The following is a 25,314-nucleotide window of genomic DNA, read 5'->3' on the forward strand; positions in this document are numbered from 1 at the left end:
TTTTTTTAGTGATCAGTGTCGGGATTTTAATTGATAAAAAACAATGGGTTGTCATAAGGATGAAACACAACTCTGCCGGTCTTTGAGGCAGAGTTGTGTTGTGGTCCGTGTACACGGGTGGGGTAGGTCAGCGCACGAATTTCTCGCTGATCTCTTCCAGAATGGCAGGATCATCAATGGTGCTGGGTACGCTGTACTCTTCGCCGTCCGCAATCTGGCGGATCACGCGGCGCAGAATCTTGCCAGACCGGGTCTTCGGTAAACGCTCTACCACCATGGCCCGACGGAAGCAGGCTATGGCGCCAATCTTGTCGCGGACCATTTCTACCAGTTCTTCTTCCAGTTCATCCTGGTCTATGGTTGCGCCGTCCTTGATCAGCACCAGGCCGACCGGGATCTGGCCCTTCATGTCGTCGTGGGCGCCTACAACACAGCATTCCGCGACTGCTGGGTGAGAAGCCACCACCTCTTCCATTTCGCCGGTGGACAGGCGATGTCCGGCGACATTGATCACGTCATCGGTCCTGCCCATGATGAACACGTAGCCGTCGTCATCAATAAAGCCGCCGTCGCCGGAGCTGTAAAAGCCGGGAATCGGATTCAGGTAGCTGCTCTGGAAGCGTTTGTCGTCGCCCCATACGGTCATCAGACACCCCGGTGGCAGGGGCAGTTTGACGGCTATCTGGCCTTGTTCGCCGGCCGGTACCTGGCTGCCTTCCATATCGACGACCTGCACATTGAAGCCGGGTGACGGTACCGTCGCCGAGCCCGGTTTGGTGGTCATCATTTCAATGCCTACCGGGTTGCAGCAGATGGCCCAGCCGGTTTCGGTCTGCCACCAGTGGTCGAGAATCGGCAGGCCCGTGTGTTCCTTCAGCCATTCGTAGGTGGGCGGGTCCAACCGCTCGCCGGCCAGGAAAATGCGTTTCAGCGACGAGACATCGTAGCGGCTTAGCTGGTCTGCCTCGGGGTCTTCCTTGCGTACCGCGCGGAAGGCGGTGGGCGCGGTGAACAGCATGTTCACCTTGTGATCCTGGACTACCCGCCAGAACGCACCGGCGTCCGGAGTTTTCACCGGTTTGCCTTCATACAGGATGGTGGTGCAGCCGGCGAACAGAGGCGCATAGACAATGTAGCTGTGGCCTACCACCCAGCCCACGTCTGACGCCGCCCAGAAGACATCGCCGGGTTTGGCGTCGTAGACCAGTTTCATGCTGTATTTGAGGGCCACGGCATGGCCGCCGTTATCCCGCACCACGCCTTTTGGTTTGCCGGTGGTGCCGGAGGTGTAAAGTACATAAAGCGGGTCGGTGGCTTTCACTGGCACCGGGTCTGCTGGCTCCGCATTGGCGGTCATGTCGTTCCAGTCGTAATCCCGTCCTTCCGACAGGTTGGCTGTGACTTGCGGCCGCTGGTACACCACACATAGCTCAGGCTTGTGGCTGGATTGCTCAATTGCCCTGTCCACCAACGGTTTGTATTCAATGACCTTGGTGACTTCAATGCCGCACGAGGCAGTGATCAGCGCCTTGGGCTTGGCATCCTCAATACGCACGGCAAGTTCGTGGGCAGCAAACCCACCGAACACTACTGAGTGGATGGCGCCCAGGCGGGCACAGGCCAGCATGGCAATGGCTGCCTGCGGAATCATTGGCATGTAGATAATGACCCGGTCACCCTTCTCGATCCCGCGAGCACGCAGGGCGCCGGCAAACAGGGCTACTTCATCCCGTAATTCGTCATAGGTGAAGTGTTGCTGGCTGTTGGTCACCGGCGAATCGTAAATCAGGGCTGTCTGTTGACCACGGCCCGCCCGGATGTTGGCGTCAAGGGCCACGTCGCTGGTATTCAGAAGGCCATCGGGGAACCACTGGCCGTGACCGTTATCGAGTGCCTGCCAGATGGTGTTCGGGGTGTCGATCCAGTCAATGTTCTGGGCCTGCTCGCGCCAGAAGTCATCCCGTTGGTCGATGGACCGGCGGAACTCGGAGTGGTATGTCATGCTTTCCACCTCAGTTGTGCTGTTATTGTTCTGTGGCTGTTATGCACAACTGTAGGAGCTTTAGAAACAGGGGCTACTAGACCATAGGCGTAGTTGGCCGTTTTTGTCCGTTTAATCCCCGTTGGAATTGATCTCCGTCACCTTCGCCGTAACGCTGCCGTGGCCCAGCCGGGCGGTGATGGCGGAGCCTTCGCCAAGCTGGCTGGCGTCACGAACAATCTGGTTCTGCTCATCCCTGACAATCGCGTAACCCCGCCCCAGGGTGGCGAGCGGGCTGACAACGTGGAGTGCCTGGGCGTTGTATTGGTAACGTTCCTGTTGCTGCTTCAGGTAGTGGCGGGTGGCCATCTCCAACCGCTCGTGGAGACGGGTCACCTGGTCCCGGGCGGTGATCAGTGTCCGGCGTGGGGATTGGGTGGCAAGGCGCTGGGTCAGGTGATCGGCTTTTACCCGGGTTTGGATGAGTCGCTGGGCGATCGCCTTGTTCAGCCGTACGTCCAGCTCATCCATGCGCTGCGCTTTTTCCTGCAACTCCCGGCGCGGGTCCCGCAGCCGCGCAGACAGGTGGCCAAGTTGGGTGTGCAGGCGCTGGGTTAACCGGCGCGCCGCCTGACTCAGCCTAAGTTCCTGCTCGTTCAGCCGGCGCAGCCAGTGGCTCTGGTCCGGGGAAACCTTCTCAGCGGCGGCCGAGGGTGTCGGGGCACGAAGGTCTGCCACGAAATCGGCAATGGTCACGTCAACCTCGTGGCCCACCGCGCTGACAGTTGGAATGCTGCAGCTGGCGATAGCCCGGGCTACTGCTTCTTCATTGAAACACCACAGGTCTTCCAGTGAGCCGCCGCCGCGCCCGATGATCAATACATCGGCCACGCCGTGTTGCTGGGCGCGCTGGATCGCGTTGACGATGTCGGCCGTGGCGGCCTGGCCCTGAACTGCTGTGGGGTAGAGGGTGACGGGGATGGCCGGGCAGCGGCGGGCCAGCACGGTCAATATGTCATGGATGGCGGCACCCGTGGGTGAGGTCACCACGCCAATGTGGCGCGGTGTGGCTGGAACCGGTTTTTTTCGGGCCGGGTCAAACAAGCCCTCCGATTGCAGTTTCATCTTCAGGGCCTCAAAGGCCTGTTGCAATTCGCCCAGCCCTGCCGGCTCCAGGTGTTCGACAATGATCTGGTAGTCGCCCCGGTTCTCGTAGAGTGTGACCTTGCCGCGGATGCGAATCTGGTCGCCTTCACGGGGCAGGGTGCGCAGGCGTTGATTGGCACCCCGGAACATGGCACAGCGTACCTGGCACTTCTGGTCCTTCAGGGAGAAATACCAGTGCCCGGAGGAAGGTCTTGAAAATCCGGACAATTCGCCCTCCACCCACACCTGCATAAAGCTGGTTTCCAGCAGATGGCGTGCCTGATGGTTGAGTTCACTGACCGACAGGGCCCGGGGCCGGGAATCCGGATAAGGGGGTATCAAAGGGCGCGCTCCGTGATTATTCATACGCAATAGCCGAAAGAGAGGGGTAAAAATAACGGAAATTCAAAAAGATGCAACCAAACGCCAAAAACCTCGCGGTTTACTGTCTGTTGGCACCACTTTATAATAGATCGATTAAGGATTTTGCTTTGCTGTGCCGCCGCGGGTACAGCATGGAATTTCCAAACTTAGCATGTTCAAAAGGCGGACCCAAATGCTGCGTATTGCCGAAGAAGCCCTCACGTTTGACGACGTTCTCCTCGTGCCCGGATATTCCGAAGTTCTGCCTCATCAGGTGGAGCTGAAGACTCAATTGACCAAAGGCATCACCCTGAATATTCCGCTGGTGTCATCGGCCATGGATACGGTCACTGAAGCCGAGCTGGCCATTGCCATGGCTCAGGAAGGCGGCATCGGCATCATGCACAAGAACATGTCAGTGGAGCAGCAGGCAGCTGCCGTACGCAAGGTCAAGAAATATGAAAGTGGTGTGGTGAAAGATCCGATCACCGTCACACCGGAGACAACGGTTCGGGAACTGGTGGATATCACCATGGCCAACAGCATTTCCGGCCTTCCGGTTGTCGACGGCACTGATCTGGTCGGCATCGTCACCGGGCGTGATATCCGCTTCGAAAGCCGGATGGATACCCTGGTGCGTGACATCATGACTCCGAAGGAAAAGCTGGTTACGGTCAAAGAGGGTGCCAGCCTGGAGGAAATCAAGGAACTGCTGCACCGTCACCGCATTGAAAAAGTTCTGGTAGTGAACGACGAATTCGAATTGCGGGGCCTGGTTACCGTCAAGGATATCCAGAAAGCCAAAGACTACCCGCTGGCCTGCAAAGACGAGCAGGGCCGTCTGCGAGTGGGTGCGGCGGTGAGCACCGGTGGCGATACCGATGCCCGGATTGCAGCGCTTGCCGAAGCGGGCGTGGATGTGATCGTAGTGGACACCGCTCATGGCCACTCCAAGGGTGTGATTGACCGGGTTCGCTGGGTAAAGCAGAACTACCCTGACGTTCAGGTGATTGGCGGAAACATAGCCACCTCGGATGCGGCGATTGCCCTGGCCGATGCCGGCGCGGATGCGGTCAAGGTGGGCATAGGCCCCGGCTCCATCTGTACTACCCGTATTGTCGCCGGTATTGGTGTTCCGCAGATTTCGGCGGTGTCCAATGTGGCGACCGCACTGAAAGAGCGCGGCGTACCGGTGATTGCGGATGGCGGTATACGGTTCTCCGGTGACATCGCAAAAGCCATCGCGGCAGGCGCCCACAGTGTCATGATTGGTAGCCTGCTGGCGGGTACTGATGAAGCCCCGGGTGAAGTGGAATTGTTCCAGGGCCGGAGTTACAAGGCCTATCGCGGCATGGGATCTATCGGTGCCATGGGGCAGGGCTCCAGCGACCGCTATTTTCAGGACGCCAGCAAGGGTATTGAAAAGCTGGTGCCGGAAGGCATTGAAGGCCGTGTGGCCTGCAAAGGCCCCATGCGCAACATCGTGCACCAGTTGGTGGGTGGCTTGCGTGCATCCATGGGTTACACAGGCAGTGCAACCATGGATGAGATGCGTACCAAGCCGGAATTTGTGCGCATTACCAACGCCGGGATGCGTGAGAGCCACGTGCACGACGTGACCATCACCAAAGAAGCTCCCAACTACCGAATCGGCTAAAAACTGCCTGATTTGACGCGGCCCGGTTTCCGGGCCGCGCTGTTTTTTTAAAGCCCGAGGACTCCATGGCTCAGAACATTCACGACCACCGTATCCTGATTCTTGATTTCGGTTCCCAGTACACCCAGCTGATCGCCCGCCGTGTGCGCGAAATCGGCGTGTACTGTGAAATCAAGGCCTTTGACGTAACAGACGAAGAACTCAACGAGTTCAATCCCAAAGGCATCATCCTGGCGGGTGGTCCGGAATCGGTAACCCAACTGGGTGGTCCCCGTGCACCGGAAGGGCTGTTCGACAAAGGCATTCCGATTCTGGGCATCTGCTACGGCATGCAGACCATGGCGGAGCAACTGGGCGGCCGTGTTGCCAGCTCTGAGAAGCGCGAATTCGGCTACGCTCAGGTGAAAGTCCGGGCCAAGGGCCCTCTGCTGCAGGACATTACCGACCACCTGACACCTGCGGGTGAATCCCTGCTCGATGTCTGGATGAGCCACGGTGACAAAGTAGTTGTCATGCCGGAAGGCTTTGAACTTTTAGCCTCTACCGAGAGCGCGCCGATTGCCGCCATGCAGGACCTCAGCCGTAACCTGTACGGTGTCCAGTTCCATCCGGAAGTGACCCACACCCTCCAGGGTAAGCGGATTCTCGAGCACTTTGTCCTGAATATCAGTGGCTGTGAGGCCCTGTGGACACCGGCCAAGATTGTTGATGACGCCGTTCGCCAGATTCGTGAGCAGGTAGGCTCCGAAAAGGTTCTGCTGGGGCTGTCTGGCGGTGTGGATTCCTCGGTAACCGCCGCCTTGCTGCACAAGGCCATCGGCGACCAGCTCACCTGTGTGTTTGTGGATAACGGCCTGCTGCGCCTGCACGAGGGCGATCAGGTGATGGACATGTTCGCCAGCAACATGGGCGTTAAAGTCATCCGTGCCGATTCCGAAGACCTGTTCCTGTCAAAGCTCAAGGGTGTTAACGACCCTGAGCAGAAGCGCAAAATCATCGGCAACACCTTTATTGATGTATTTGATGCCGAGGCCGCCAAGATCAAAGACGTGAACTGGCTGGCCCAGGGCACCATCTACCCGGATGTGATCGAATCTGCCGCCTCCAAAACCGGTAAAGCCCATGTCATCAAATCCCACCATAATGTGGGTGGCCTGCCGGAAACCATGAAGATGAAACTGGTTGAGCCGCTGCGGGAGCTGTTCAAAGACGAAGTTCGCAAGATTGGCCTTGAGCTCGGCCTGCCTTACGACATGGTTTACCGCCACCCGTTCCCGGGGCCGGGTCTGGGTGTCCGTATTCTTGGCGAAGTGAAAAAGGAATACGCAGAGATCCTGCGCCGCGCCGATGCCATCTTCCTGGAAGAGTTGCACCGTGCGGATCTGTACCACAAGACCAGTCAGGCGTTCGCGGTGTTCCTGCCGGTGAAATCCGTCGGTGTGGTAGGCGATGCCCGCCGTTACGAATACGTGATTGCCATCCGGGCTGTGGAGACCGTGGACTTCATGACCGCACGCTGGGCGCGCCTGCCGTATGATCTGCTGGAAACGGTTTCCAACCGGATCATTAACGAGATTTCTGGCGTTTCCCGTGTGACCTACGACATCTCTTCCAAGCCACCCGCGACGATTGAGTGGGAGTAAGTCGAGGCAGGGGATAAGGGATAGTGAACGACACTCCGGAAGATCGGCGCTGGATGGCCAGGGCACTGGAGCTTGCCGCCCAGGCCGGGGCAGCCGGTGAAGTGCCGGTTGGCGCCATTGTTGTTCTGGATGGCAGGGAGATTGGGGCGGGTTTCAATGCCCCGATTTCCCACTGCGACCCGACCGCCCATGCGGAAATCAGAGCCCTGCGGGATGCTGCGGCTCGGGTGGGGAACTACCGGTTGGCGGGTGCTACGCTGTATGTAACCCTGGAGCCCTGCACCATGTGTGTGGGAGCTATTGTCCACGGTCGTATCAGCCGGTTAGTGTATGGTGCCGCTGAGCCCAAAGCGGGTGCCGTCGAGTCGGCCAGAAGAACCCTTGAAGAGCCGCATCTGAACTGGCGGGTAGAGGTTTGCGGGGGCGTGATGGCCGAACCGTGCGGTCGGGTGATCTCCGAATTTTTCAGCCGGCGCCGTCGGGAAATCCGGCAGCGCCGCCAACAACACTCAGGGAAGGGAAGCACAGACTCATGAAAGTTCTTGTTACCGGCGGTGCCGGATATATCGGCAGCCACGTTGTGCGTCAGTTGGCAGCAGCGGGCCACGACATTATGGTGTTTGATAACCTCTCTACCGGCTATCGCTGGGCGGTAACCGCCGGGGAGCTGGTGGAAGCCGATCTGGCGGATGAAGACGCGATAGAAGCCGTATTTTCCGCCCACAAGTTTGAAGCGGTGCTGCACTTTGCAGCGAACATCGTGGTGCCGGAGTCTGTCGCCAATCCCCTCAAGTACTACAGTAATAACACCCGTAACACTCTGAATCTGCTGAAAGCGGTTGAGCGCCACCAGGTGCCGTATATGGTGTTTTCTTCCACCGCGGCGGTCTACGGCATGCCAGAGGAAACGGTGCTGACAGAAGACCTGCCGCTGGCACCCATCAATCCCTATGGCGCCTCCAAGATGATGAGCGAGCGGATGATGATGGACCTGGCTGCGGCCAGTAACCTTAACTACGTTATCCTGCGCTACTTCAATGTGGCCGGCGCTAATCCGGAGGGACTGCTGGGGCAGGCAACGCCGGAGGCGACGCACCTGATCAAAGTGGCCTGCGAATGTGTGACCGGTCAGCGCGATGGTATGAGTGTATTCGGCACTGACTACGAAACCCGCGATGGCACCTGTATCCGCGACTATATCCATGTTGAAGACCTGGCAAAGGCCCACGTGATGGCGCTGGATTACATGGTCCGGGGTGGCGAGTCTCAGGTGCTCAACTGTGGTTACGGCCGCGGCTTTACCGTGCGAGAAGTCATTGATGTGGTCAAGGCGGAATCCGGTGTCGATTTTCCGGTAACTGAAACCGGCCGCCGCGCCGGCGACCCGGCAGCACTGATGGCCGACAACACGCGAATCAAGAATGTTCTGGGCTGGCAGCCGGATTACGATGATCTCAATACCATCGTGCGTACCGCTCTGGCCTGGGAATCGGTCTGGCAGAAGAAAAAAGCTTCCCGATAACCTCTTCAAGCAACTAATTTCAGGAACAACTGGATGAAAATTACGATTTTTGGAACCGGATACGTGGGCCTGGTAACAGGTGCCTGTCTTGCGGATGTTGGTCACGATGTGCTTTGTATGGATGTGGATCAGGGCAAGATCGAGAAACTGAAGAACGGCAAGATTCCGATTTACGAGCCAGGCCTCGATAGCATCGTTAAACACACCGTGGAAGCCGGTCGTCTGTCGTTCACCACCGACACCGAACAGGCTGTCAAACATGGCACCCTTCAATTTATTGCCGTGGGCACGCCGCCGGACGAAGACGGCTCTGCCGATCTGCAATACGTGCTCGCGGTGGCGAAATCCATCGGTCAGTACATGGATGACTACAAGGTGGTTGTCGACAAGTCCACCGTACCCGTGGGCACCGGTGACAAGGTAAAGGCAGCGGTACGCGCGCAGCTCGACAAGCGCGGCCTGGAGCTGGATTTCGACGTGGTGTCCAACCCGGAATTCCTGAAAGAAGGCGCCGCCATCAACGATTTCATGAAGCCGGACCGCATTGTGGTGGGTACCGACAGCGAACAGGCGGCGGAGCTGTTGCGGGAGGTTTACTACCCGTTCAACCGCAACCACGACCGGATGATCTTTATGGATATCCGTTCGGCGGAACTCACCAAATACGCTGCCAACTCCATGCTGGCCACCAAGATCAGCTTCATGAACGAAATGTCCAACCTGGCCGAACGCCTGGGTGCCGACATCGAAGCGGTGCGCCGGGGCATTGGTTCTGACCCCCGTATCGGCTACCACTTCATCTACCCTGGCTGCGGCTATGGTGGCTCCTGCTTCCCGAAAGACGTACAGGCCCTGGCCCGGACGGCCGGTGATTGCGATTACGAGGCCAAGTTGCTGAATGCGGTAGAAGCCGTTAACTACGCTCAGAAACACGTGCTGTTCGACAAGATCAGCCACTTCTTCCAGGGTGATCTGAAAGGCAAGGTGGTTGCGGTCTGGGGCCTGGCCTTCAAACCGAACACTGACGACATGCGTGAAGCCTCCTCGCGGACGCTGATGGAAAATCTCTGGAAGGCCGGCGCTACGGTGCAGGCGTTTGATCCGGAAGCCATGGAAGAAACCCAGCGCATCTACGGTGACCACGAAGGCCTGACCCTGTGTGGCACCAAAGAACAGGCCTTGAAAGGTGCCGATGTGCTGGCCATCTGTACCGAGTGGAAAGAATTCCGTTCGCCGGACTTCGACCTGATTGCCGGCGCCCTGAAACAGCCGGCGGTGTTTGACGGTCGTAACCTGTACGAGCCGGAAATGCTCGAGCGCCATGGTCTGGTTTACTACGCCATTGGCCGCGGCCGTAACCAGTTTCATTCCGCGGGCTGATCGAGAGGGCCGGTGATGTTTCAGCTACACGAAAGGCTAGCGGCAGATACCCACTACCTGGGTTGCAGCCGCCTGTGCGAAATCCTGTTGATGAACGACAGCACCTGGCCCTGGATAATTCTGGTGCCGGCGGTGCCGGACATCCGGGAAATCTACCAGCTGGACCATAAGCAACAGGTGCGGTTGCTGGAAGAGTCCTCCACGCTTAGCCGGGGCATGATGGAGCTTTTCAGTGGCGACAAGATGAATGTGGCGGCGCTGGGTAACATGGTGCCGCAGCTTCATTTGCACCACATCGTGCGCTTTGAAGGTGACCCGGCCTGGCCAGGCCCTGTGTGGGGCAAGCAGCCACCGGTGCCCTATGAAGGGGCTGCACTGGCGCAGGTCAAAGAGAAGCTGAAACCGCTGCTCCATCACCTCGCTTGAACTTCAATGGTTTTATTCCCGGCCCTGCTGCCACTGCGCCAGGGTCTGGGAGCCCACCAGAATCATCCGCAGCTCGGTTTTGAGCTTGTGCTTTAGTTCCTCCCGCTCCTTGGGCGTCGCATCCAGCGCCTCCGCGCCTTGATTGAAAACCAGTGTCACCATGGCTTCGGCCACAACCCGGGCATCGGCCAGAGGCTTGTTCTGTTCATCCGCAAACCGTCCAAGGTCATCTGCCAGTTCCGTAACGAAATGATCGATCTCGGCCTTGACGGCGGTTCTGAACGGTTTCGATACCCCAGTGCGCTCGCGCAGCATCAGGCGGAACAGGTTGGAGTTGTTGCCCAGATACTCCATGAACGTATCGACTGACGTGGAAATGGCGCTGCCATTTCGGGCTATTCGCTTGCGGGCCTGGCGCATTAACTGTCGCAGCGCAACACCACCTTCATCGACCAGTGCCAGACCCAGTTCATCCAGCTCGGAAAAATGCCGGTAGAAGGAGGTAGGGGCAATGCCGGCTTCCCGGGCCACCTCCCGCAAACTCAGGCTGCCAAAGCCCCGATCCGCACTCAACTGTGCCAGGGCGGCATCCATCAAAGCCCGTCGGGTTTTCAGTTTTTGTTCCGCTCTGGTGGCCAACGTCTTACTCCATGGTCCGCTCAAACCATGCATTCTAGCCCCCGGTTTTTTGATAGTCATCCCGGTGTTCAATATCTGGCTTCAATTCTGCTTGGGGACGCCTGATTTTCACAGTCATTGTGTTTATAATGGGCGGCTTTTACCGGCGGCGCCTCAACACCGTGCGGCCAAGAACGACGTAGCGTCGGGCGGGGGGTGTGCTTTCCGAAACCTTGCGGAGCCATGGATGGCGGAGCAGAGCGTACAGGGACGTATCCACAGCGTGTTTCGGAAAGCACACCCCCCGCCCGATGCGGCAAACCAAGAACACATTCAGATACAACGGGAACCGATATGCGCAGTCACTATTGCGGTGGGATCAACGAATCCCACATCGATCAGGAAGTCACTCTCTGTGGATGGGTACACCGCCGCCGGGACCACGGTGGGGTTATCTTCCTGGATCTGCGAGATCGGGATGGCATGTCCCAGGTGGTTGTCGATCCTGACACCCCTGAGAGCTTTGCTCTGGCGGAGAAGGTTCGCAGCGAGTTTGTTGTTAAAGTCACCGGCCGCGTGCGTCGCCGTCCGGCGGGCACCGAGAACAGCAACATGCCGACCGGCCAGGTGGAGCTGCTGGGTAAGGAAGTCGTGATCCTGAACGCCGCTGCCACGCCGCCGTTCCCGCTGGACGAGCACGTAGATGTGGGTGAAGACGTTCGTCTGCGCTATCGCTTCATCGATTTGCGCCGCCCGGAAATGATCAACCGTCTGCGTTTCCGTTCCCGGGTAACCAGTTACATCCGCAACTTCCTGGATAGCCGCGGTTTCATGGATGTGGAAACACCGATCCTGACCCGTGCCACCCCGGAAGGCGCCCGTGATTATCTGGTGCCCAGCCGTACCCACGAAGGTTCCTTCTTCGCGCTGCCCCAGTCGCCGCAGCTGTTCAAGCAGATGCTGATGGTATCGGGCGTTGACCGCTACTACCAGATCGCCAAGTGCTTCCGAGACGAAGATCTGCGGGCAGACCGTCAGCCGGAGTTTACCCAGGTCGACATCGAGGCCTCTTTCATTGATGAAGAGACCCTGATGAAGCTCAACGAAGACATGATCCGTGCGCTGTTCAAAGACGCGCTGGATGTGGAGCTGCCGGAATTCCCGCGCATGCCGTATTCCGAGGCCATGCAGCGTTACGGCAGCGACAAGCCGGACCTGCGTATTCCGCTGGAACTGCAAGACGTGAACGACCTGGTGGAAGGCGTGGACTTCAAGGTCTTTGCCGGACCCGCGAAAGATCCGAAAGGCCGTGTTGCAGCCTTGCGTGTGCCGAAGGGTGGTGCGCTGACCCGTAAGCAGATTGACGATTACACCAAGTTTGTCGGCATATACGGGGCCAAGGGCCTGGCCTACATCAAGGTCAATGAGTTGGCCAAGGGCGTCGAAGGCCTGCAGTCGCCGATCATTAAGTTCCTGGGCGACGACGTGGCCATGGCGATCATGGAGCGCGTTGCGGCGGAAGATGGCGACATCGTGTTTTTCGGTGCTGACAAGACCACCGTGGTCAACGAAGCCCTGGGCGCACTGCGCATCAAAGTCGGTCATGACCTCGACATGCTTACCTGCGAGTGGGCGCCGATGTGGGTGGTGGACTTCCCGATGTTTGAGGAACTGCCAGACGGCAGCCTCACCGCTATTCACCATCCGTTCACTGCGCCGTCCTGCAGCCCGGACGAGCTTGCGGCCGATCCGGCCAATGCGTTGTCCCGCGCTTACGACATGGTGCTGAACGGCACCGAACTGGGCGGTGGTTCTATCCGTATCCACGACGGCAAGATGCAGGAAACGGTGTTCCGCATCCTCGGTATCGAAGAAGAGGAAGCTCGCGCCAAGTTTGGCTTCCTGCTGGACGCTTTGAAGTTCGGTTGCCCGCCACACGGCGGCCTGGCTTTCGGCCTGGATCGCCTGGTGATGCTGATGACCGGTTCGTCGTCCATCCGGGACGTCATCGCCTTCCCGAAAACCCAGAGCGCCACCTGTCTGATGACCCAGGCGCCGGGTGCGGTAGACGAAAAGCAGCTGAAAGAACTGCACATTCGCCTGCGTCGCTCAGCCAAAGCGGTTGAAGGCAACAAAGCCGAAGACAACGAGTGATACACAAGCCCGGAGGTTGCCCCTGGGGCCTCCGGGCTGAGTGCTTTTGCTCAAGCTATCTCTGAGGGCGCGCGGATGGCCATCATCCTGGGTGTAGACCCTGGCTCACGAATCACCGGCTACGGCATCATTCGTGCGGAAGGCCGCCAGATTGAGTATATCGACAGCGGCTGTATCCGGGTGGGTGAAAAGCCCATGGCGGAACGCCTGCAAACCATTTTCCATAGCCTTGCTGTGTTGATTGGTGAGTACCGCCCGGAAGAGTTCGCCATTGAACAGGTGTTCATGGCCCGGAACCCGGATTCAGCCCTTAAGCTGGGGCAGGCCAGGGGCGCGGCGATTGTCAGTGCCGCCAACAGCGGCCTGGCTGTCCATGAATATTCCGCTCGCCAGGTCAAACAGGCGGTGGTTGGTAGCGGTGGCGCTGACAAATCCCAGGTTCAGCATATGGTCCAGGCACTGCTGGGTTTGTCCCGCAAGCCCCAGGCAGATGCGGCGGATGCCCTGGCGATCGCACTGTGTCATGCCCACATGAACCAGAGCATACTAAAGCTCGCCGGCACCGGTGGCAAAGCGCGAAGCGGGCGGGTTCGGCAACAATAACAGGCTCAGACAAGCCCCAGGAGGCCTGCATTGATCGGTAGAATCCGAGGCATATTGATAGAGAAGGCCCCCGGCCACGCACTGGTGGAGTGCTCCGGTTTGGGTTATGAAGTCGACATTCCCTACACCACCTTCTTTCACCTGCCGGAAACCGGGCAGGAAGTTACCTTACACACGCATTTTGCGGTCAGAGAAGACGCCCAGAGCCTGTATGGCTTTGCCTCCCGGCTGGATCGCAATCTTTTCCGGCTGCTGATCAAGGTCAATGGCGTTGGCCCTAAACTGGCTGTTGGCATACTGTCCGGCCTGGATGCCCAACAGTTTATACGCTGTGTTGAGGCCCGCGATGTCAGCGCCCTGGTGAAGCTGCCGGGGGTCGGCAAGAAAACTGCCGAGCGACTCCTGATTGATATGACTGACCGCATTGGCCAACTGGAAGGGCAGTTCACCCCGACGGTACCGGGTTCAGCAACTCCGGGCGGCTCCACAACAGCGCCGGCGGCAAGCCACGACGCGAGAGACGAGGCCGAGGCCGCGCTGATTGCCCTGGGCTACAAGCCCCAGGAAGCCGCCAAGGCCATTAGTAAGGTGGCTGAGCCCGACATGACCAGCGAAGCGCTGATTCGTCTGGCCTTGCGAAATATGATCCCGGCCGGGTAGTGGATTCACTGCCTGGCCTTTTTTGTGTCGCCCCATGACACCAATGTGTATAGAGCGTAACGTGACTCCAACAATGCCCTTTGTACAATTGGGGCAACTTGAACGTCAGGCCAAAGCTTTGGGCACGTTGTTTATTCCCAGCAAGCGGATAATGCCATGATTGAATCTGACCGACTGATCTCGGCAAAGGCCGGTGAATACGAGGAAGTGCATGATCGGGCCATTCGCCCGACATTGCTGTCTGAGTATGTGGGCCAGCCGACGGTTCGCGAGCAGATGGAAATCTTTATCTCCGCTGCCCGGGGCCGCCAGGAAGCGTTGGACCATGTGCTGATCTTCGGCCCCCCAGGCCTTGGTAAGACTACGTTGGCAAACATTATTGCCAACGAGATGGGGGTGTCGATCAAGACCACCTCTGGCCCGGTACTGGAGAAAGCCGGCGACCTGGCCGCCATGCTGACCAATCTCGAAGAAGGCGATGTACTGTTTATCGACGAGATTCATCGCCTGAGCGCGGCGGTTGAAGAAGTACTGTATCCGGCGATGGAAGATTATCAGCTGGACATCATGATCGGCGAAGGTCCGGCGGCCCGATCCATCAAACTGGATTTGCCCCCGTTCACCCTGGTGGGCGCTACAACCAGGGCGGGTTTGCTGACATCGCCACTGCGAGACCGCTTTGGCATTGTTCAGCGTCTGGAGTTCTACAACACCCAGGACCTCACGCACATCATTCTCCGGTCGGCACGGCTGTCTTCGGTGACCATCGATGAACAGGGGGCATTCGAGATAGCCCGCCGTTCCCGGGGTACACCACGAATTGCCAACCGCCTGCTGCGGCGGGTGAGGGATTTTGCCGAGGTTCGCTCAGACGGCCACATCACTGCCGACATTGCCGACCAGGCTCTGAACATGCTGAAAGTGGACGACCAGGGCTTTGACCACATGGACCGCCGCCTGTTGCTGGCCATGATCGAAAAGTTTGATGGCGGCCCGGTGGGTGTGGAAAGCCTGGCTGCGGCCATCAGTGAAGAGCGGGGGACCATCGAGGACGTGCTGGAGCCGTTCCTGATTCAGCAGGGTTTTATGGTGCGAACGCCCCGGGGGCGAATGGTGACTTCCAGTGCCTACCGCCATTTTGGCGTGGTGGCCCCGAAATCCGGTGCTGAGGACGACCTCTTTGAATGAAAACGCTACGAAAGAACGCTTTGAACTGCCCATCCGGGTGTATATAGAAGATACAGACGCGGGTGGTATCGTCTTTCATGCCAAGTATCTTCACTACATGGAGCGGGCCAGAACCGAGTGGGTACGCAGCCACGGTGTTGGTTTGAGGGCCGGCCTGGAAGACAACACAAGTTACGTGGTTCAGCGCATGAGCCTGCACTATAAGGTGCCGGCCAAACTGGACGACCAGCTACTGGTTACTGCGGAGCCCACAGCGTCGTCCCGGGTGTGGATGAACTTCAGGCAGCGGGTGTTCAGAGCGGCAGACCTGCAGTTATTGTGCGAAGCCGATGTGCGGGTTGCCTGCATCGCACTGGATACCGGCAAGCCCAAGAGGTTGCCCGAGAACATGCAAGAGATTCTAAAGAATTCAATTTAATTTATTGAAAAGCATACAAACTTAGTTGGGAGTGCACAGTGGAAGCGGAACTTTCAGTCTGGTATCTGATTGCCAATGCCGGGGTTTTGGTGCAGTTGGTCATGCTGTTGCTGGTGTTGGCATCGGTGGTGTCCTGGGCTTTGATTTTTCAACGCATTCAGGTGTTCCGGAAGGCCAAGCAGGCGCAGTTGGCGTTTGAGGAGCGTTTCTGGTCCGGTATGGACCTCGGGCAGCTTTACAAAGAGGTGAATGCAGACCCGACGCCGTTTTCCGGCATGGAATCCGTATTCCGGGCTGGTTTCAAGGAGTTTTCCCGTCTGCGCCAGCAAAGTCGCGATGCCGACGCCGTCATGGAAGGCACCCAGCGGGCCATGCGGGTTGCCTTTTCCCGGGAGCAGGAGCGTCTGGAGACCCATCTTCCGTTCCTGGCAACCGTGGGTTCAACCAGTCCGTATGTGGGTTTGTTCGGTACCGTGTGGGGCATCATGAACTCCTTCCGGGGTCTGGCTCAGGTGCAGCAGGCAACGCTTGCCACGGTGGCCCCGGGTATATCGGAGGCGCTGATTGCAACGGCCATGGGTCTGTTTGCAGCGATTCCGGCCGTTATTGCTTATAACCGGTTCTCTGCCATGTCGGATGCGTTGCTGAAGAACTATGAAACCTTTGCCGAGGAGTTTTCCAGCATTCTGCATCGCCGAGTCCATAATAATGACCAGGCGGCCTGATGGCACTCGTCGATAACGGGAGGAAAACGGCATGAGCGGCATGAAAGGTATGGGCTTGATGCCCCAGCAAAAGCGCAAGCCGATGTCTGAGATAAATGTGGTGCCCTACATCGACGTGATGCTGGTACTGCTCATTATTTTCATGGTGACAGCTCCAATGTTGACTCAGGGCGTAAAGGTGGATTTGCCCCAAACGACATCAGACCCGATTCAGCAAGACAAAGATGTTGAATCCATTACCGTCTCGGTAGACGCCAACGGCGCCTATTACATGGATATCGGCGACCGAAGCAGCGACCCGATGACGCTGGCCGAGGTGCGTGAACAGGTGGCCAATATTCTGTCACAGCGCACCAATGGCGAAGTGCTGGTGCGTGGTGACGAGTTCGTGGAGTACGGCGTAGTGGTTCGGCTAATGGCTGAGCTTCAGGCTGCAGGCGCAACCGGGGTTGGCTTGATAACCGACGCACCTCAGGAAAGGCCGTAACAGGGTGGCATTATTGTTGTGAAGGGTCACGAACGGGAAACCATCAGTACCGATACGGCTCCGATGAAATCGCCGGTGCTTATGTCTGTGGCATTGCACCTGTTAATTGTCGGGATTGCGCTGGCTGGCTGGTCCTGGACATCGCCGATATCTGAGCCTGAGCCCAGAACCATTTCTGCGCGGCTGGTCAGCCCGGAACCCCGGCCGAGCCCGGTGGTGGATGAGCAGGATCAGCGGGATCGCGAGCAGGAGCGTCGCCAGCAACAGGAGCGTGAGCGCCAGCAGCAGGAAGCAGAGCGCCGTCGACAGCAGGAAGAGCAGGCCCGGCGGGAAGCCGAACGGCAGGCTCAGGAACAGGCGCGGCAGCGGGAAGAAGAGCGCAAGCGCCAGGAAGCTCAGGCTCGTGAACGGGCCGAGCAGCAGGCACGGGAACAGGAGGCTGCGCGCCAGAAAGCGGAGGCAGAGGCCAAAGAGCGCGAGCGCCAGCGCGCTGAAGAAGAGCGCAAACGGCAGGAAGAGGCAAAGCGCAAAGCCGAGGAAGAGAAACGTCGCCAGGAAGAGCGTCGCCGGCAGGAAGAAGCTGAACGTAAACGGCAAGAAGAGGCTGCGCGCCAGGAAGCGGAACGCAAACGCCAGGAAGCCGAGCGTAGATTGAGAGAGCAGCAACTCGAAGCCCTGGCCGAAGAATCCCGCCGAGAGCGGGAGGCGGAAGCCCGGCGCCAGCAGGAGGCCGCTGCGGCCCGTGCCCGTGAAGCGCAGATGCTGTCAGAAAGCGAAAAGTACCAGGCACTTATACGTGAGCGTTTGAGCCAGGCTTGGTACCCGCCGTCGTCGGCGACGGAAGATATGACGGCCAGAGTTCAGATAACGCTGCTGCCGACCGGGGAACTGGTTAACGCCCGTCTGGTCAGCAGTAGCGGGAACACGGCATTTGATAACTCGGCGTTGGGTGCAGTCCGGTCGTTGAACCGGTATCCGATTCCTTCAGATCGGGATACGTTTGAGCGTTATTTCCGACAGTTTACTATTGAATTCAATCCGCAACGGTTGCGGTGAGGCCTATGACATTGAACGCACATGACTCATATCGTCAGGGATTTCCCTTTACCACGGCGCTGGCAGCACTGGTTGTTCTAATGCTGCTGGCCGGTCAGGCGAGGGCAGAGCTGCTGATTCGCATCACCGAAGGTGCCGACGCCGCGATACCGATTGCGGTGGTGCCGTTTGCCGAAAGCGGTTCCATGCCGGCGGGCGACAAAGTCAGCACCATCGTGCAGGCAGACCTGACCATGAGCGGTGAGTTTCGCCCGCTTGAGCCGTCCCGGATGCTGAGTCTGCCTTCACAGCGCTCGGAAGTATATTTCCGGGACTGGCGTCTGCTGGGGCAGCGCTATGTTTTGGTGGGGCAGTTGACCCGTTCAGGCGACCGTATCGAAGCAAGGTACGAGCTGTTTGATGTTAACCGGGAGGAACGTATTCTCGGCGAAACCGCAGGCGCACCGGCCAGTAACATTCGGACCCTCGGTCACCACATCAGTGATCGGGTGTACGAGGCTATTACCGGGGATCCGGGGGTGTTCTCGACCAAGCTTGCCTATGTCACGGTGACCGGAGACGGCGATAACGCCCGCTATCGTTTGCACGTCAGCGATGTAGACGGAAAGCGCTCAAGAATCCGCCTTGAAAGCCGCGAGCCCATTTTGTCTCCCGCCTGGTCTCCGGACGGCAAGCAGCTAGCCTATGTGTCTTTTGAAACCGGCAAGCCTGTGGTGTTTGTTCATGAACTGGCCAGTGGAAACCGCAAGAAGGTGGCGGATTTTCCTGGTCTGAACTCGGCACCCGCTTGGTCACCGGATGGCAAGTCCATGCTGCTGACTCTGTCCAAAGACGGTAACGCAGAGATCTACCGGCTTGATATTGCCTCAGGCAACCTGACCCGGATGACCAACCATTGGGCCATCGACACTGAGGGTGCCTGGGATCACACCGGCCGGGGAATCTATTTCACGTCAGACCGTTCAGGCGGCCCCCAGATCTACCATATGGAAAGAGCGGGTGCCGAACCAAGGCGCATTACCTTTGGCAGCCGATACAACGCCCGCCCAAGACCGGATGCCAAAGGCGAGTACGTGTATTACGTGCATCAAAGGGAGAGGGCGTTCCATATCGCCCGCACGAACCTGAAAAACGGGGAAGAATCTGTCATTACCCGAACCGAATCGGATGAATCACCGAGCGTTTCACCAAATGGACGCTTGTTGATTTATGCCACACAGCAAAACGGTACCAGCGTGCTCACGGTTGTCTCGGCAAATGGCGGGGCGGCGTACAGCCTGCCGGCATCAGACGGTGATGTCCGTGAGCCCGCCTGGGGCCCTATCGTTCGCTGAACACGTTGTTGTCCAATAAACCAATCACGATAAGGAAGTGCACACATGAAACTGTCAGTACAGACTAAAGCGTTTGCGATGTTGTTGTCCGTGGGCCTGGTAGCCGGTTGTAGCTCCACCGGCGATACCATGGAAGACGGTGCTTATGGCTCCGATGTGGCCGCTATTGATCAGGACGGTGGTTCCACCGTTTATGGCGGCGCCGATGGTGATGGCGTTTCTTCCTCTCGTCTGAGCGAAGAAGAGCGTCAGGCCGCGCGCCAGCAGGCTGAGCAGGAAGCACTGCGCAACATCACTACGTTCTACTTTGATTTCGATACCTCCGAGATCAAGCAGGAAGCTCGCGATGTTCTGGTTGCCCACGCCCAGTTCCTGGCCAACAATCCACGCCAGAATGTTCGTCTTGAAGGTCATGCCGATGAGCGTGGTACCAAGGAATACAACCTTGCCCTGGGTGAGCGTCGTGCCAATGCGGTTCAGCGCTTCCTGATCGTTAATGGTGCTTCCCGTGGCCAGATCGAAACCGTAAGCTATGGTGAAGAGAAGCCGGCTGTTCGTGGTTCGTCCGAAAGTGCCTGGGCACAGAACCGTCGCGTTGAGCTGGTGTTCAAGTAATCGAAATCAATGATCGGAAGGTCCCATGAGAAAATTGCTCATGGCGACAGTGCTGCTCCCGCTGGGCCTCGGCCTGGCGGGAGTCAGTCTGGCACAGTCGTCTGCACCCGCGTTTCAGAACAATGCCTCTGAGGCCCAGCGTAAGTCGGGTAATAACCAGGCTACGGCGGAACTGTTCTACATGATCCAGCAGCTCCAGAGCGATGTGCGCAGGCTGCAAGGGCAGGTGGAAGAACAGAAGCATCAGATCAGCCGCTTGCAGCAGCAAAGTCGGGATCGCTACGTGGATCTGGACCAGCGGATACTGGACCTGTCCAAGGCTGTTGAGCGCAAGGCCGAAAACACCCGGGAATCAAGCCGTGCAGCCGAATCTGGTCAGGGTGGCCAGCTAACGCCGGCCAGGGTTTACCGATCCCCCGGTGCGGATGAGCAGAAAACCTATAACGAAATCATTGATCTGATCCGGAACAAGAAAGACTTTGATACCGCCATCAGTAGGCTGTATGAGTTTATCGATGAATATCCGGAAGGGGACCTTACCGTCAATGCCTACTATTGGCTGGGTGAGGTGTACCTGGCGGAACCCCGCCTCGAGCAGGCCAAGCAGGCATTCACTATTGTTTCTACCCGTTTCAGTGATCACCGAAAAGCGCCAGATGCGGTCTACAAGCTCGGGGTGACACTCGATCGAATGGGCGAAAAAGACGAAGCGAAACGCCGCATGCAGAGTGTTGTGGATAATTATCCGAATACGGGTGCTGCGGATCTGGCTCGGAAGTACCTCGAGAAGGCGTGACTCTGATCACAGATTGAGCCGCTTGTCTGCTTGTTGATCGGTCCCGGAAAAAAGTTGGTAAATCCCGCAAAAAGGGGTTGATCAGCAAAAAAAATTCAGTAATATGTGCGCCTCGTTTGGGTCGTTAGCTCAGTTGGTAGAGCAGTTGGCTTTTAACCAATTGGTCGAAGGTTCGAATCCTTCACGACCCACCAAATTGCGGAATGGTGGTCTTGAGTGCCTTCATTCGCCGGGCAAACGCCGGCAACCTGTTATGGGTCGTTAGCTCAGTTGGTAGAGCAGTTGGCTTTTAACCAATTGGTCGAAGGTTCGAATCCTTCACGACCCACCAAATAGCAAGGCCCGACGCCGGGTTTTGTGGAAAAAAGAGCCCCCAGGGCTCTTTTTTTTTGGCTTAACGAACCCATCTAGTCAGCATGGGCGTACTCATTTTCCGGGTGCCCGGGAGGCTATGTTACAGCCCCATGAAAACACGCCCGGAAGTGATATACTCTCGCGGTAACAGTAACTTCAGAGATCCAGAAATGACACGAGCGCAAGACCGTATCCTTGTTCAGGAACATCTGGCACACGAAGCGGAGCCAAAGGCCCTGAGTGCCAGCGAGAAAGCTGAGCTTGAGGCACGCATCAAGGCAGCCCTCAAAGAGAAGGATGCTGTGCTCGTGGCCCATTACTACACAGATCCGGATATCCAGCGTCTTGCCGAGGAAACCGGCGGCTGTGTTGCCGATTCCCTGGAAATGGCACGGTTTGGTAACCAGCATCCTGCGTCTACGGTGGTGGTGGCTGGTGTCCGTTTCATGGGTGAAACCGCCAAGATTCTCAATCCCGAGAAGCGGGTGCTGATGCCCACGCTGGAGGCTACCTGCTCCCTCGATATTGGCTGCCCCGCGGATGAGTTTTCCGCTTTCTGCGATCAACATTCGGACCGGACGGTGGTGGTGTACGCGAACACTTCTGCGGCCGTAAAGGCGAGGGCGGACTGGGTGGTGACCTCCAGCTGCGCTCAGGCCATTGTTGAGCATCTGGATGCCAGAGGGGAGAAGATCCTGTGGGCGCCGGACAAACACCTGGGCCACTACGTGCAGAAGACAACGGGCGCTGATGTGTTGTTGTGGGATGGCTCCTGTATCGTGCATGAAGAGTTTAAGCATCGGGGCCTGGAAGATCTCAAGGCGCTCTATCCCGAGGCAGCTGTACTGGTGCATCCGGAATCTCCCGACGCGGTGGTGGAGATGGCTGATGTGGTCGGTTCAACCTCTCAGTTGATTCACGCGGTCCAGACGCTGCCCAATGAAGAATTCATCGTGGCCACGGATAACGGTATTTTCTACAAGATGCAGCAACTGGCGCCCAACAAGACGCTGATTGAAGCGCCAACGGCGGGTAATGGCGCCACCTGTCGCAGTTGTGCCCACTGCCCCTGGATGGCTATGAACGGCTTTGAGAACCTGCTTGCGGTGTTGGAGCGGGGCGATCAGGAAGTGCTGGTTGACCCGACCCTGCGTGAAGACGCATTGCGCCCGCTGCGCCGGATGCTGGATTTCACCGCCAACATGAACCTGAAAGCTGCCGGAAACGCCTGACCATCCCCGTCAGCCTCTCCGGGCTTGCAGCCTGTCAGTAATGTCGTTCAGGCGTTCGTTGACCACCTGCCGCTCGGCAGACCCGGCGGGTAGCTTTTCCTGGGCCTGGCGCAGCTGACGTTGGGCGGATTGCAAGTCCCCCATCAAGGCATAGTATTCTGCCCGTGCGCGGTGCACACCCACGATATTCCTGGCCATTCCCTCGGCTTCGGCCAGTCGTAACCAGATCTGCTCCCGTTCCGGCAGGCGCCGGGCCAGGTCCCGCAGCAAGCCGGCGGCGGTATCCCCATTGCCGTCGGCAATCTCGATTTCGGCGAGTGTCCAGGTGATGGGGTAGTTGCGTGGGTTTCTGGCCAATGCCTGCCGCAGCAATGTCCGTGCGTCTTCATAACGTTTCTGGTCCAGCATCACGTCGGCCAGGGTCACCTGAAAGGTAATTCTGCCCGGGCTGCCGTCCAGAAGTTCCCGCAGTATGCGCTCGGCCTTGTCGTATTGCTGGTTGCGCTGATAGGCCACAGCCAGCCCGTAGCGAATGGCGTCGTTGCGTTTGGCGTCATCCCTTGCCAGGTAATCCTCGAACGTCTCGACTGCCAGTTGCGCTGACGAGGCGTAACGCACCTGCAGGCGGCTACGAACCAGGTGATATTCCTGGCCATCCCGGATGCGTTCGTCGGGATACTGTTCCGCCCGGTTGCGGCTGTCGGCGACCCGGTTCTGGGTTAATGGGTGGGTCGACAGGTACTCGGGCATCTGATTTCCCTGTAACCGGTTCTGTCTCATCATGATTTCGAACATTTCCGGCATGCCGCGCGGGTCGAGGCCGGCGTTGGCCAGAATCTCCATGCCCACCCGGTCGGCCTCCTGTTCATGGGCCCGGCTGTAGGCCAGCATGTTCTGGATTGACAGGGCCTGGGTGCCGGCGATGGCGGCAATGCCAATATCGGATTGGGTAACCGCGGACAGCACGATACCGGCGATCATCCCGGCCAGTGTCAGCGGTGCGCTGGTTTCCTGTTGCTCCATGCGGCGGGCAAAGTGACGTTGGCTCAAATGCGCCAGTTCGTGGGCCATGACCGAGGCAAACTGCTGTTCCGTTGCGGCATTGAGGAACAGTCCACCATTAACGCCCACGATACCGCCCGGGACGGCGAAGGCGTTAAGGGCAGGGCTGTCGATCAGAACCAGCTTCAGTTCCCGGTTATCAAGCGGGGCAGAGGGCACCAGTTTGTAGGTAATGGCGTGCAGGTAGTCGTATACCAGCGGGTCTTGTATCTGGGGTGCGGAACGCCGGATGGACGCCATCACCTGCTGGCCGATTTCCGCTTCCTGCTGGCCGGAAATGAGGCCCGCGCTGCCGCCTATGCTGGGCAGGCTGGATTCCTGGGCATGGCTGAACCCGCCGGAGAGCAGCAGGGGGAGTGCCAGAGCAAACGTGGTCAGTAAACGGCAGACAGGATTCTGGCGATCAGTTCGATTCATGGATTTCAGTCACACCCGTGGGGATTTGCCACTTTGATATCAGCATAGCCCGGAAAGTTCTTATCTGTATTACGAAGACTTGAGATGCAATAGGGTAACACCCCCGGCATAATGCCTGCTCGATTATTGGATAAATGGTAATGGTGTTCGTTTAACATGGCTGATCGAATTCTGGATGCCTCCGGGCTGCGTTGCCCGATGCCACTTCTCAAAACCAAGCTGGAACTCAACGCCATGAATGCCGGGCAAGAGCTTGAAGTGATTGCAACGGATTCGGGTTCTGCCCGGGATATCCCGGCCTGGCTTGGAATGTCTTCTCATACTTTGGTCAGCCAGTCAGAGCATCACGGCGAATTCCGTTTCGTGATAAAGTGCGGCGGTTAATCTTCCGGAGTTGTTCATGGTCAGAATTCTGCGCGGTCTAGCCCACAAGTATTTTTCTGATGAAGAAGCAGTGATTCTGTTTCTGCTTCTGGTTACCGGTACGGTTTTTGTCATTCTGTTCGGCGCCATGCTGGCACCGGCGATCGCGTCATTGATTATCGCGTTTATCCTTCAGGGCCTGGTTGCCAAGCTGCACAAGATGGGTGTACCCGAACTGGTGGCGATCATCAGCGTGTTTGTGGTGTTCCTCGGTGTTCTGGTCGGGTTTATTTTCGGGCTGTTGCCACTGATCTGGACGCAGGTCAGTAACCTTGCCGGTGAAGCACCTCGAATCATTCGCGAGCTTCAGTCTTACCTTGAGCTCCTGCCGGAGGAATATCCTCATCTGATTTCCATGGAGGCAGTAGACACCATATACCGCCAGGTATCGGCAGAAGTCGCTCATATGACCCAGGTACTGGTCTCGTTCTCTCTATCAAGCATTCCAGACCTGGTAGCACTGCTGATCTACATGGTCCTGGTGCCAATTCTGGTGTTCTTTTTCATGAAAGATCGACGTGTGCTGGTCGCTTCCATTGGCCGGATGCTGCCTCCCCAACGACCAATGATGGTTCGCATCTGGCATGAGGTGAATCTCCAGTGCGCCAATTACGTGCGGGGCAAGGCGGTTGAGATACTGATTGTTGGCGTCGTCACTTACGCCGCTTTCAAACTGCTGGGTATGCCCTATGCGGCGCTGCTGTCGTTGCTGGTGGGGTTAAGTGTGGTCATTCCCTACATCGGCGCTGCCGTGGTCACCATTCCAGTCGCAGTGATCGCCCTGTTTGCGTTCGGTTGGAGTTCTCACTTCATCTGGGTAATGGTGGCGTACGGCATCATTCAGGCGCTGGATGGTAACGTGCTGGTGCCTATCCTGTTCTCGGAGGTGAACAACCTGCACCCGGTCGCCATTATCGTGGCGGTTCTGTTCTTCGGCGGTATCTGGGGCCTGTGGGGTGTATTTTTTGCCATTCCGCTGGCCACCATGCTCAAGGCGGTGTTTGCCGCATGGCCGGTGAAGGAATCCGAGCCCTCACCGGCGTTATCAGAGTAG

Annotated in this window: 23 protein-coding genes, 2 tRNA genes and 1 pseudogene; 22 read left to right on the top strand and 4 right to left on the bottom strand. The window is 57.9% G+C overall.

Translation table 11 applies throughout. The features are described 5' to 3' along the window. Positions 1–127 precede the first annotated feature (127 nt). Positions 128–2,017, bottom strand: a pseudogene (locus tag RVM24_RS04295) (propionyl-CoA synthetase); the annotation flags it as partial. Positions 2,018–2,113: 96 nt separating this feature from the next. Then, complete coding sequence (xseA, locus tag RVM24_RS04300; protein WP_286921740.1) at positions 2,114–3,493, bottom strand: exodeoxyribonuclease VII large subunit; 1,380 nt, start codon at positions 3,491–3,493, stop codon at positions 2,114–2,116. A gap of 190 nt (positions 3,494–3,683) precedes the next feature. Here xseA and guaB point away from each other — a divergent pair, with 190 nt between their 5' ends. The 6 genes from guaB (at position 3,684) to RVM24_RS04330 (ending at position 10,118) form a co-directional block, all read left to right on the top strand. Next, positions 3,684–5,147, top strand: a complete 1,464-nt coding sequence (gene guaB / locus RVM24_RS04305; protein ID WP_374786745.1) for an IMP dehydrogenase — start codon at positions 3,684–3,686, stop codon at positions 5,145–5,147. Between the two features lie 65 nt (positions 5,148–5,212). Next, on the top strand, positions 5,213–6,790 hold the full coding sequence (guaA, locus tag RVM24_RS04310) for a glutamine-hydrolyzing GMP synthase (RefSeq protein ID WP_106695586.1): 1,578 nt from the start codon (positions 5,213–5,215) through the stop codon (positions 6,788–6,790). A 23-nt stretch (positions 6,791–6,813) separates the two neighbouring features. Next, a complete protein-coding gene (gene tadA, locus RVM24_RS04315; protein WP_374786744.1) occupies positions 6,814–7,326 on the top strand; it encodes a tRNA adenosine(34) deaminase TadA in 513 nt (170 codons plus the stop codon). Continuing rightward, the gene (galE, locus tag RVM24_RS04320) at positions 7,323–8,312 is read left to right on the top strand and encodes a UDP-glucose 4-epimerase GalE (protein ID WP_061331019.1); all 990 of its coding nucleotides are present in this window, start codon (positions 7,323–7,325) and stop codon (positions 8,310–8,312) included. Before tadA ends, galE begins: the two co-directional genes overlap by 4 nt. 33 nt (positions 8,313–8,345) lie before the next feature. Next, a complete protein-coding gene (locus tag RVM24_RS04325; RefSeq protein WP_061331020.1) occupies positions 8,346–9,692 on the top strand; it encodes a UDP-glucose dehydrogenase family protein in 1,347 nt (448 codons plus the stop codon). Between the two features lie 15 nt (positions 9,693–9,707). Then, positions 9,708–10,118, top strand: coding sequence for an HIT domain-containing protein (locus RVM24_RS04330; RefSeq protein WP_061331021.1), 411 nt, complete (start codon positions 9,708–9,710; stop codon positions 10,116–10,118). Positions 10,119–10,130: 12 nt separating this feature from the next. Here RVM24_RS04330 and fabR read toward each other — a convergent pair whose 3' ends face one another. Next, positions 10,131–10,757 (bottom strand): HTH-type transcriptional repressor FabR, encoded by a 627-nt coding sequence (gene fabR, locus RVM24_RS04335; RefSeq protein ID WP_061331022.1) that lies wholly within the window; start codon positions 10,755–10,757, stop codon positions 10,131–10,133. A 333-nt stretch (positions 10,758–11,090) separates the two neighbouring features. Between fabR and aspS the strand changes: the two genes are divergently transcribed. The 14 genes from aspS to nadA all read left to right on the top strand — a co-directional run bounded on the left by aspS (position 11,091) and on the right by nadA (position 22,358). Then, positions 11,091–12,890 (top strand): aspartate--tRNA ligase, encoded by a 1,800-nt coding sequence (gene aspS / locus RVM24_RS04340; RefSeq protein WP_061331023.1) that lies wholly within the window; start codon positions 11,091–11,093, stop codon positions 12,888–12,890. Positions 12,891–12,965: 75 nt separating this feature from the next. Next, positions 12,966–13,493, top strand: a complete 528-nt coding sequence (ruvC, locus tag RVM24_RS04345) for a crossover junction endodeoxyribonuclease RuvC (protein WP_061331024.1) — start codon at positions 12,966–12,968, stop codon at positions 13,491–13,493. Positions 13,494–13,523: 30 nt separating this feature from the next. Continuing rightward, on the top strand, positions 13,524–14,153 hold the full coding sequence (gene ruvA, locus RVM24_RS04350; protein WP_061331025.1) for a Holliday junction branch migration protein RuvA: 630 nt from the start codon (positions 13,524–13,526) through the stop codon (positions 14,151–14,153). A gap of 156 nt (positions 14,154–14,309) precedes the next feature. Beyond that, complete coding sequence (ruvB, locus tag RVM24_RS04355) at positions 14,310–15,341, top strand: Holliday junction branch migration DNA helicase RuvB (protein WP_061331026.1); 1,032 nt, start codon at positions 14,310–14,312, stop codon at positions 15,339–15,341. Further along, positions 15,334–15,759, top strand: a complete 426-nt coding sequence (ybgC, locus tag RVM24_RS04360) for a tol-pal system-associated acyl-CoA thioesterase (protein ID WP_061331027.1) — start codon at positions 15,334–15,336, stop codon at positions 15,757–15,759. Before ruvB ends, ybgC begins: the two co-directional genes overlap by 8 nt. Positions 15,760–15,797: 38 nt before the next feature. Next, complete coding sequence (gene tolQ, locus RVM24_RS04365; RefSeq protein ID WP_061331028.1) at positions 15,798–16,484, top strand: protein TolQ; 687 nt, start codon at positions 15,798–15,800, stop codon at positions 16,482–16,484. A gap of 40 nt (positions 16,485–16,524) precedes the next feature. Next, on the top strand, positions 16,525–16,971 hold the full coding sequence (gene tolR, locus RVM24_RS04370; RefSeq protein ID WP_058089873.1) for a protein TolR: 447 nt from the start codon (positions 16,525–16,527) through the stop codon (positions 16,969–16,971). 63 nt (positions 16,972–17,034) lie between these two features. Next, positions 17,035–18,027 carry a cell envelope integrity protein TolA gene (gene tolA / locus RVM24_RS04375; protein WP_269063655.1) on the top strand — a complete coding sequence of 331 codons (993 nt, stop codon included), beginning with the start codon at positions 17,035–17,037 and terminating at the stop codon, positions 18,025–18,027. A 5-nt stretch (positions 18,028–18,032) separates the two neighbouring features. Then, complete coding sequence (gene tolB, locus RVM24_RS04380; protein WP_058089594.1) at positions 18,033–19,361, top strand: Tol-Pal system beta propeller repeat protein TolB; 1,329 nt, start codon at positions 18,033–18,035, stop codon at positions 19,359–19,361. 45 nt (positions 19,362–19,406) lie between these two features. Next, positions 19,407–19,976: a peptidoglycan-associated lipoprotein Pal gene (pal, locus tag RVM24_RS04385; protein WP_058089595.1), complete on the top strand. Its 570-nt coding sequence runs from the start codon at positions 19,407–19,409 to the stop codon at positions 19,974–19,976. Between the two features lie 25 nt (positions 19,977–20,001). Further along, on the top strand, positions 20,002–20,772 hold the full coding sequence (ybgF, locus tag RVM24_RS04390; RefSeq protein ID WP_061331029.1) for a tol-pal system protein YbgF: 771 nt from the start codon (positions 20,002–20,004) through the stop codon (positions 20,770–20,772). 118 nt (positions 20,773–20,890) lie between these two features. Beyond that, a tRNA-Lys gene (locus tag RVM24_RS04395) sits at positions 20,891–20,966 on the top strand. 61 nt (positions 20,967–21,027) lie between these two features. Continuing rightward, positions 21,028–21,103: transfer RNA gene (locus RVM24_RS04400), tRNA-Lys, on the top strand. A 193-nt stretch (positions 21,104–21,296) separates the two neighbouring features. Next, positions 21,297–22,358 carry a quinolinate synthase NadA gene (gene nadA / locus RVM24_RS04405; RefSeq protein ID WP_061331170.1) on the top strand — a complete coding sequence of 354 codons (1,062 nt, stop codon included), beginning with the start codon at positions 21,297–21,299 and terminating at the stop codon, positions 22,356–22,358. 9 nt (positions 22,359–22,367) lie between these two features. On the opposite strand, the gene RVM24_RS04410 is transcribed toward nadA, so the two are convergent. Beyond that, positions 22,368–23,837, bottom strand: coding sequence for a M48 family metalloprotease (locus RVM24_RS04410; protein WP_061331030.1), 1,470 nt, complete (start codon positions 23,835–23,837; stop codon positions 22,368–22,370). Between the two features lie 156 nt (positions 23,838–23,993). Between RVM24_RS04410 and RVM24_RS04415 the strand changes: the two genes are divergently transcribed. Together RVM24_RS04415 and RVM24_RS04420 are read left to right on the top strand one after the other, a co-directional pair. Next, a complete protein-coding gene (locus RVM24_RS04415) occupies positions 23,994–24,221 on the top strand; it encodes a sulfurtransferase TusA family protein (protein ID WP_058089598.1) in 228 nt (75 codons plus the stop codon). A gap of 16 nt (positions 24,222–24,237) precedes the next feature. After that, positions 24,238–25,314, top strand: a complete 1,077-nt coding sequence (locus tag RVM24_RS04420) for an AI-2E family transporter (RefSeq protein ID WP_061331031.1) — start codon at positions 24,238–24,240, stop codon at positions 25,312–25,314.

Origin of the sequence: Marinobacter sp. KM021, from assembly GCF_050707965.1 — a bacterium.
Lineage (GTDB): Bacteria > Pseudomonadota > Gammaproteobacteria > Pseudomonadales > Oleiphilaceae > Marinobacter > Marinobacter shengliensis.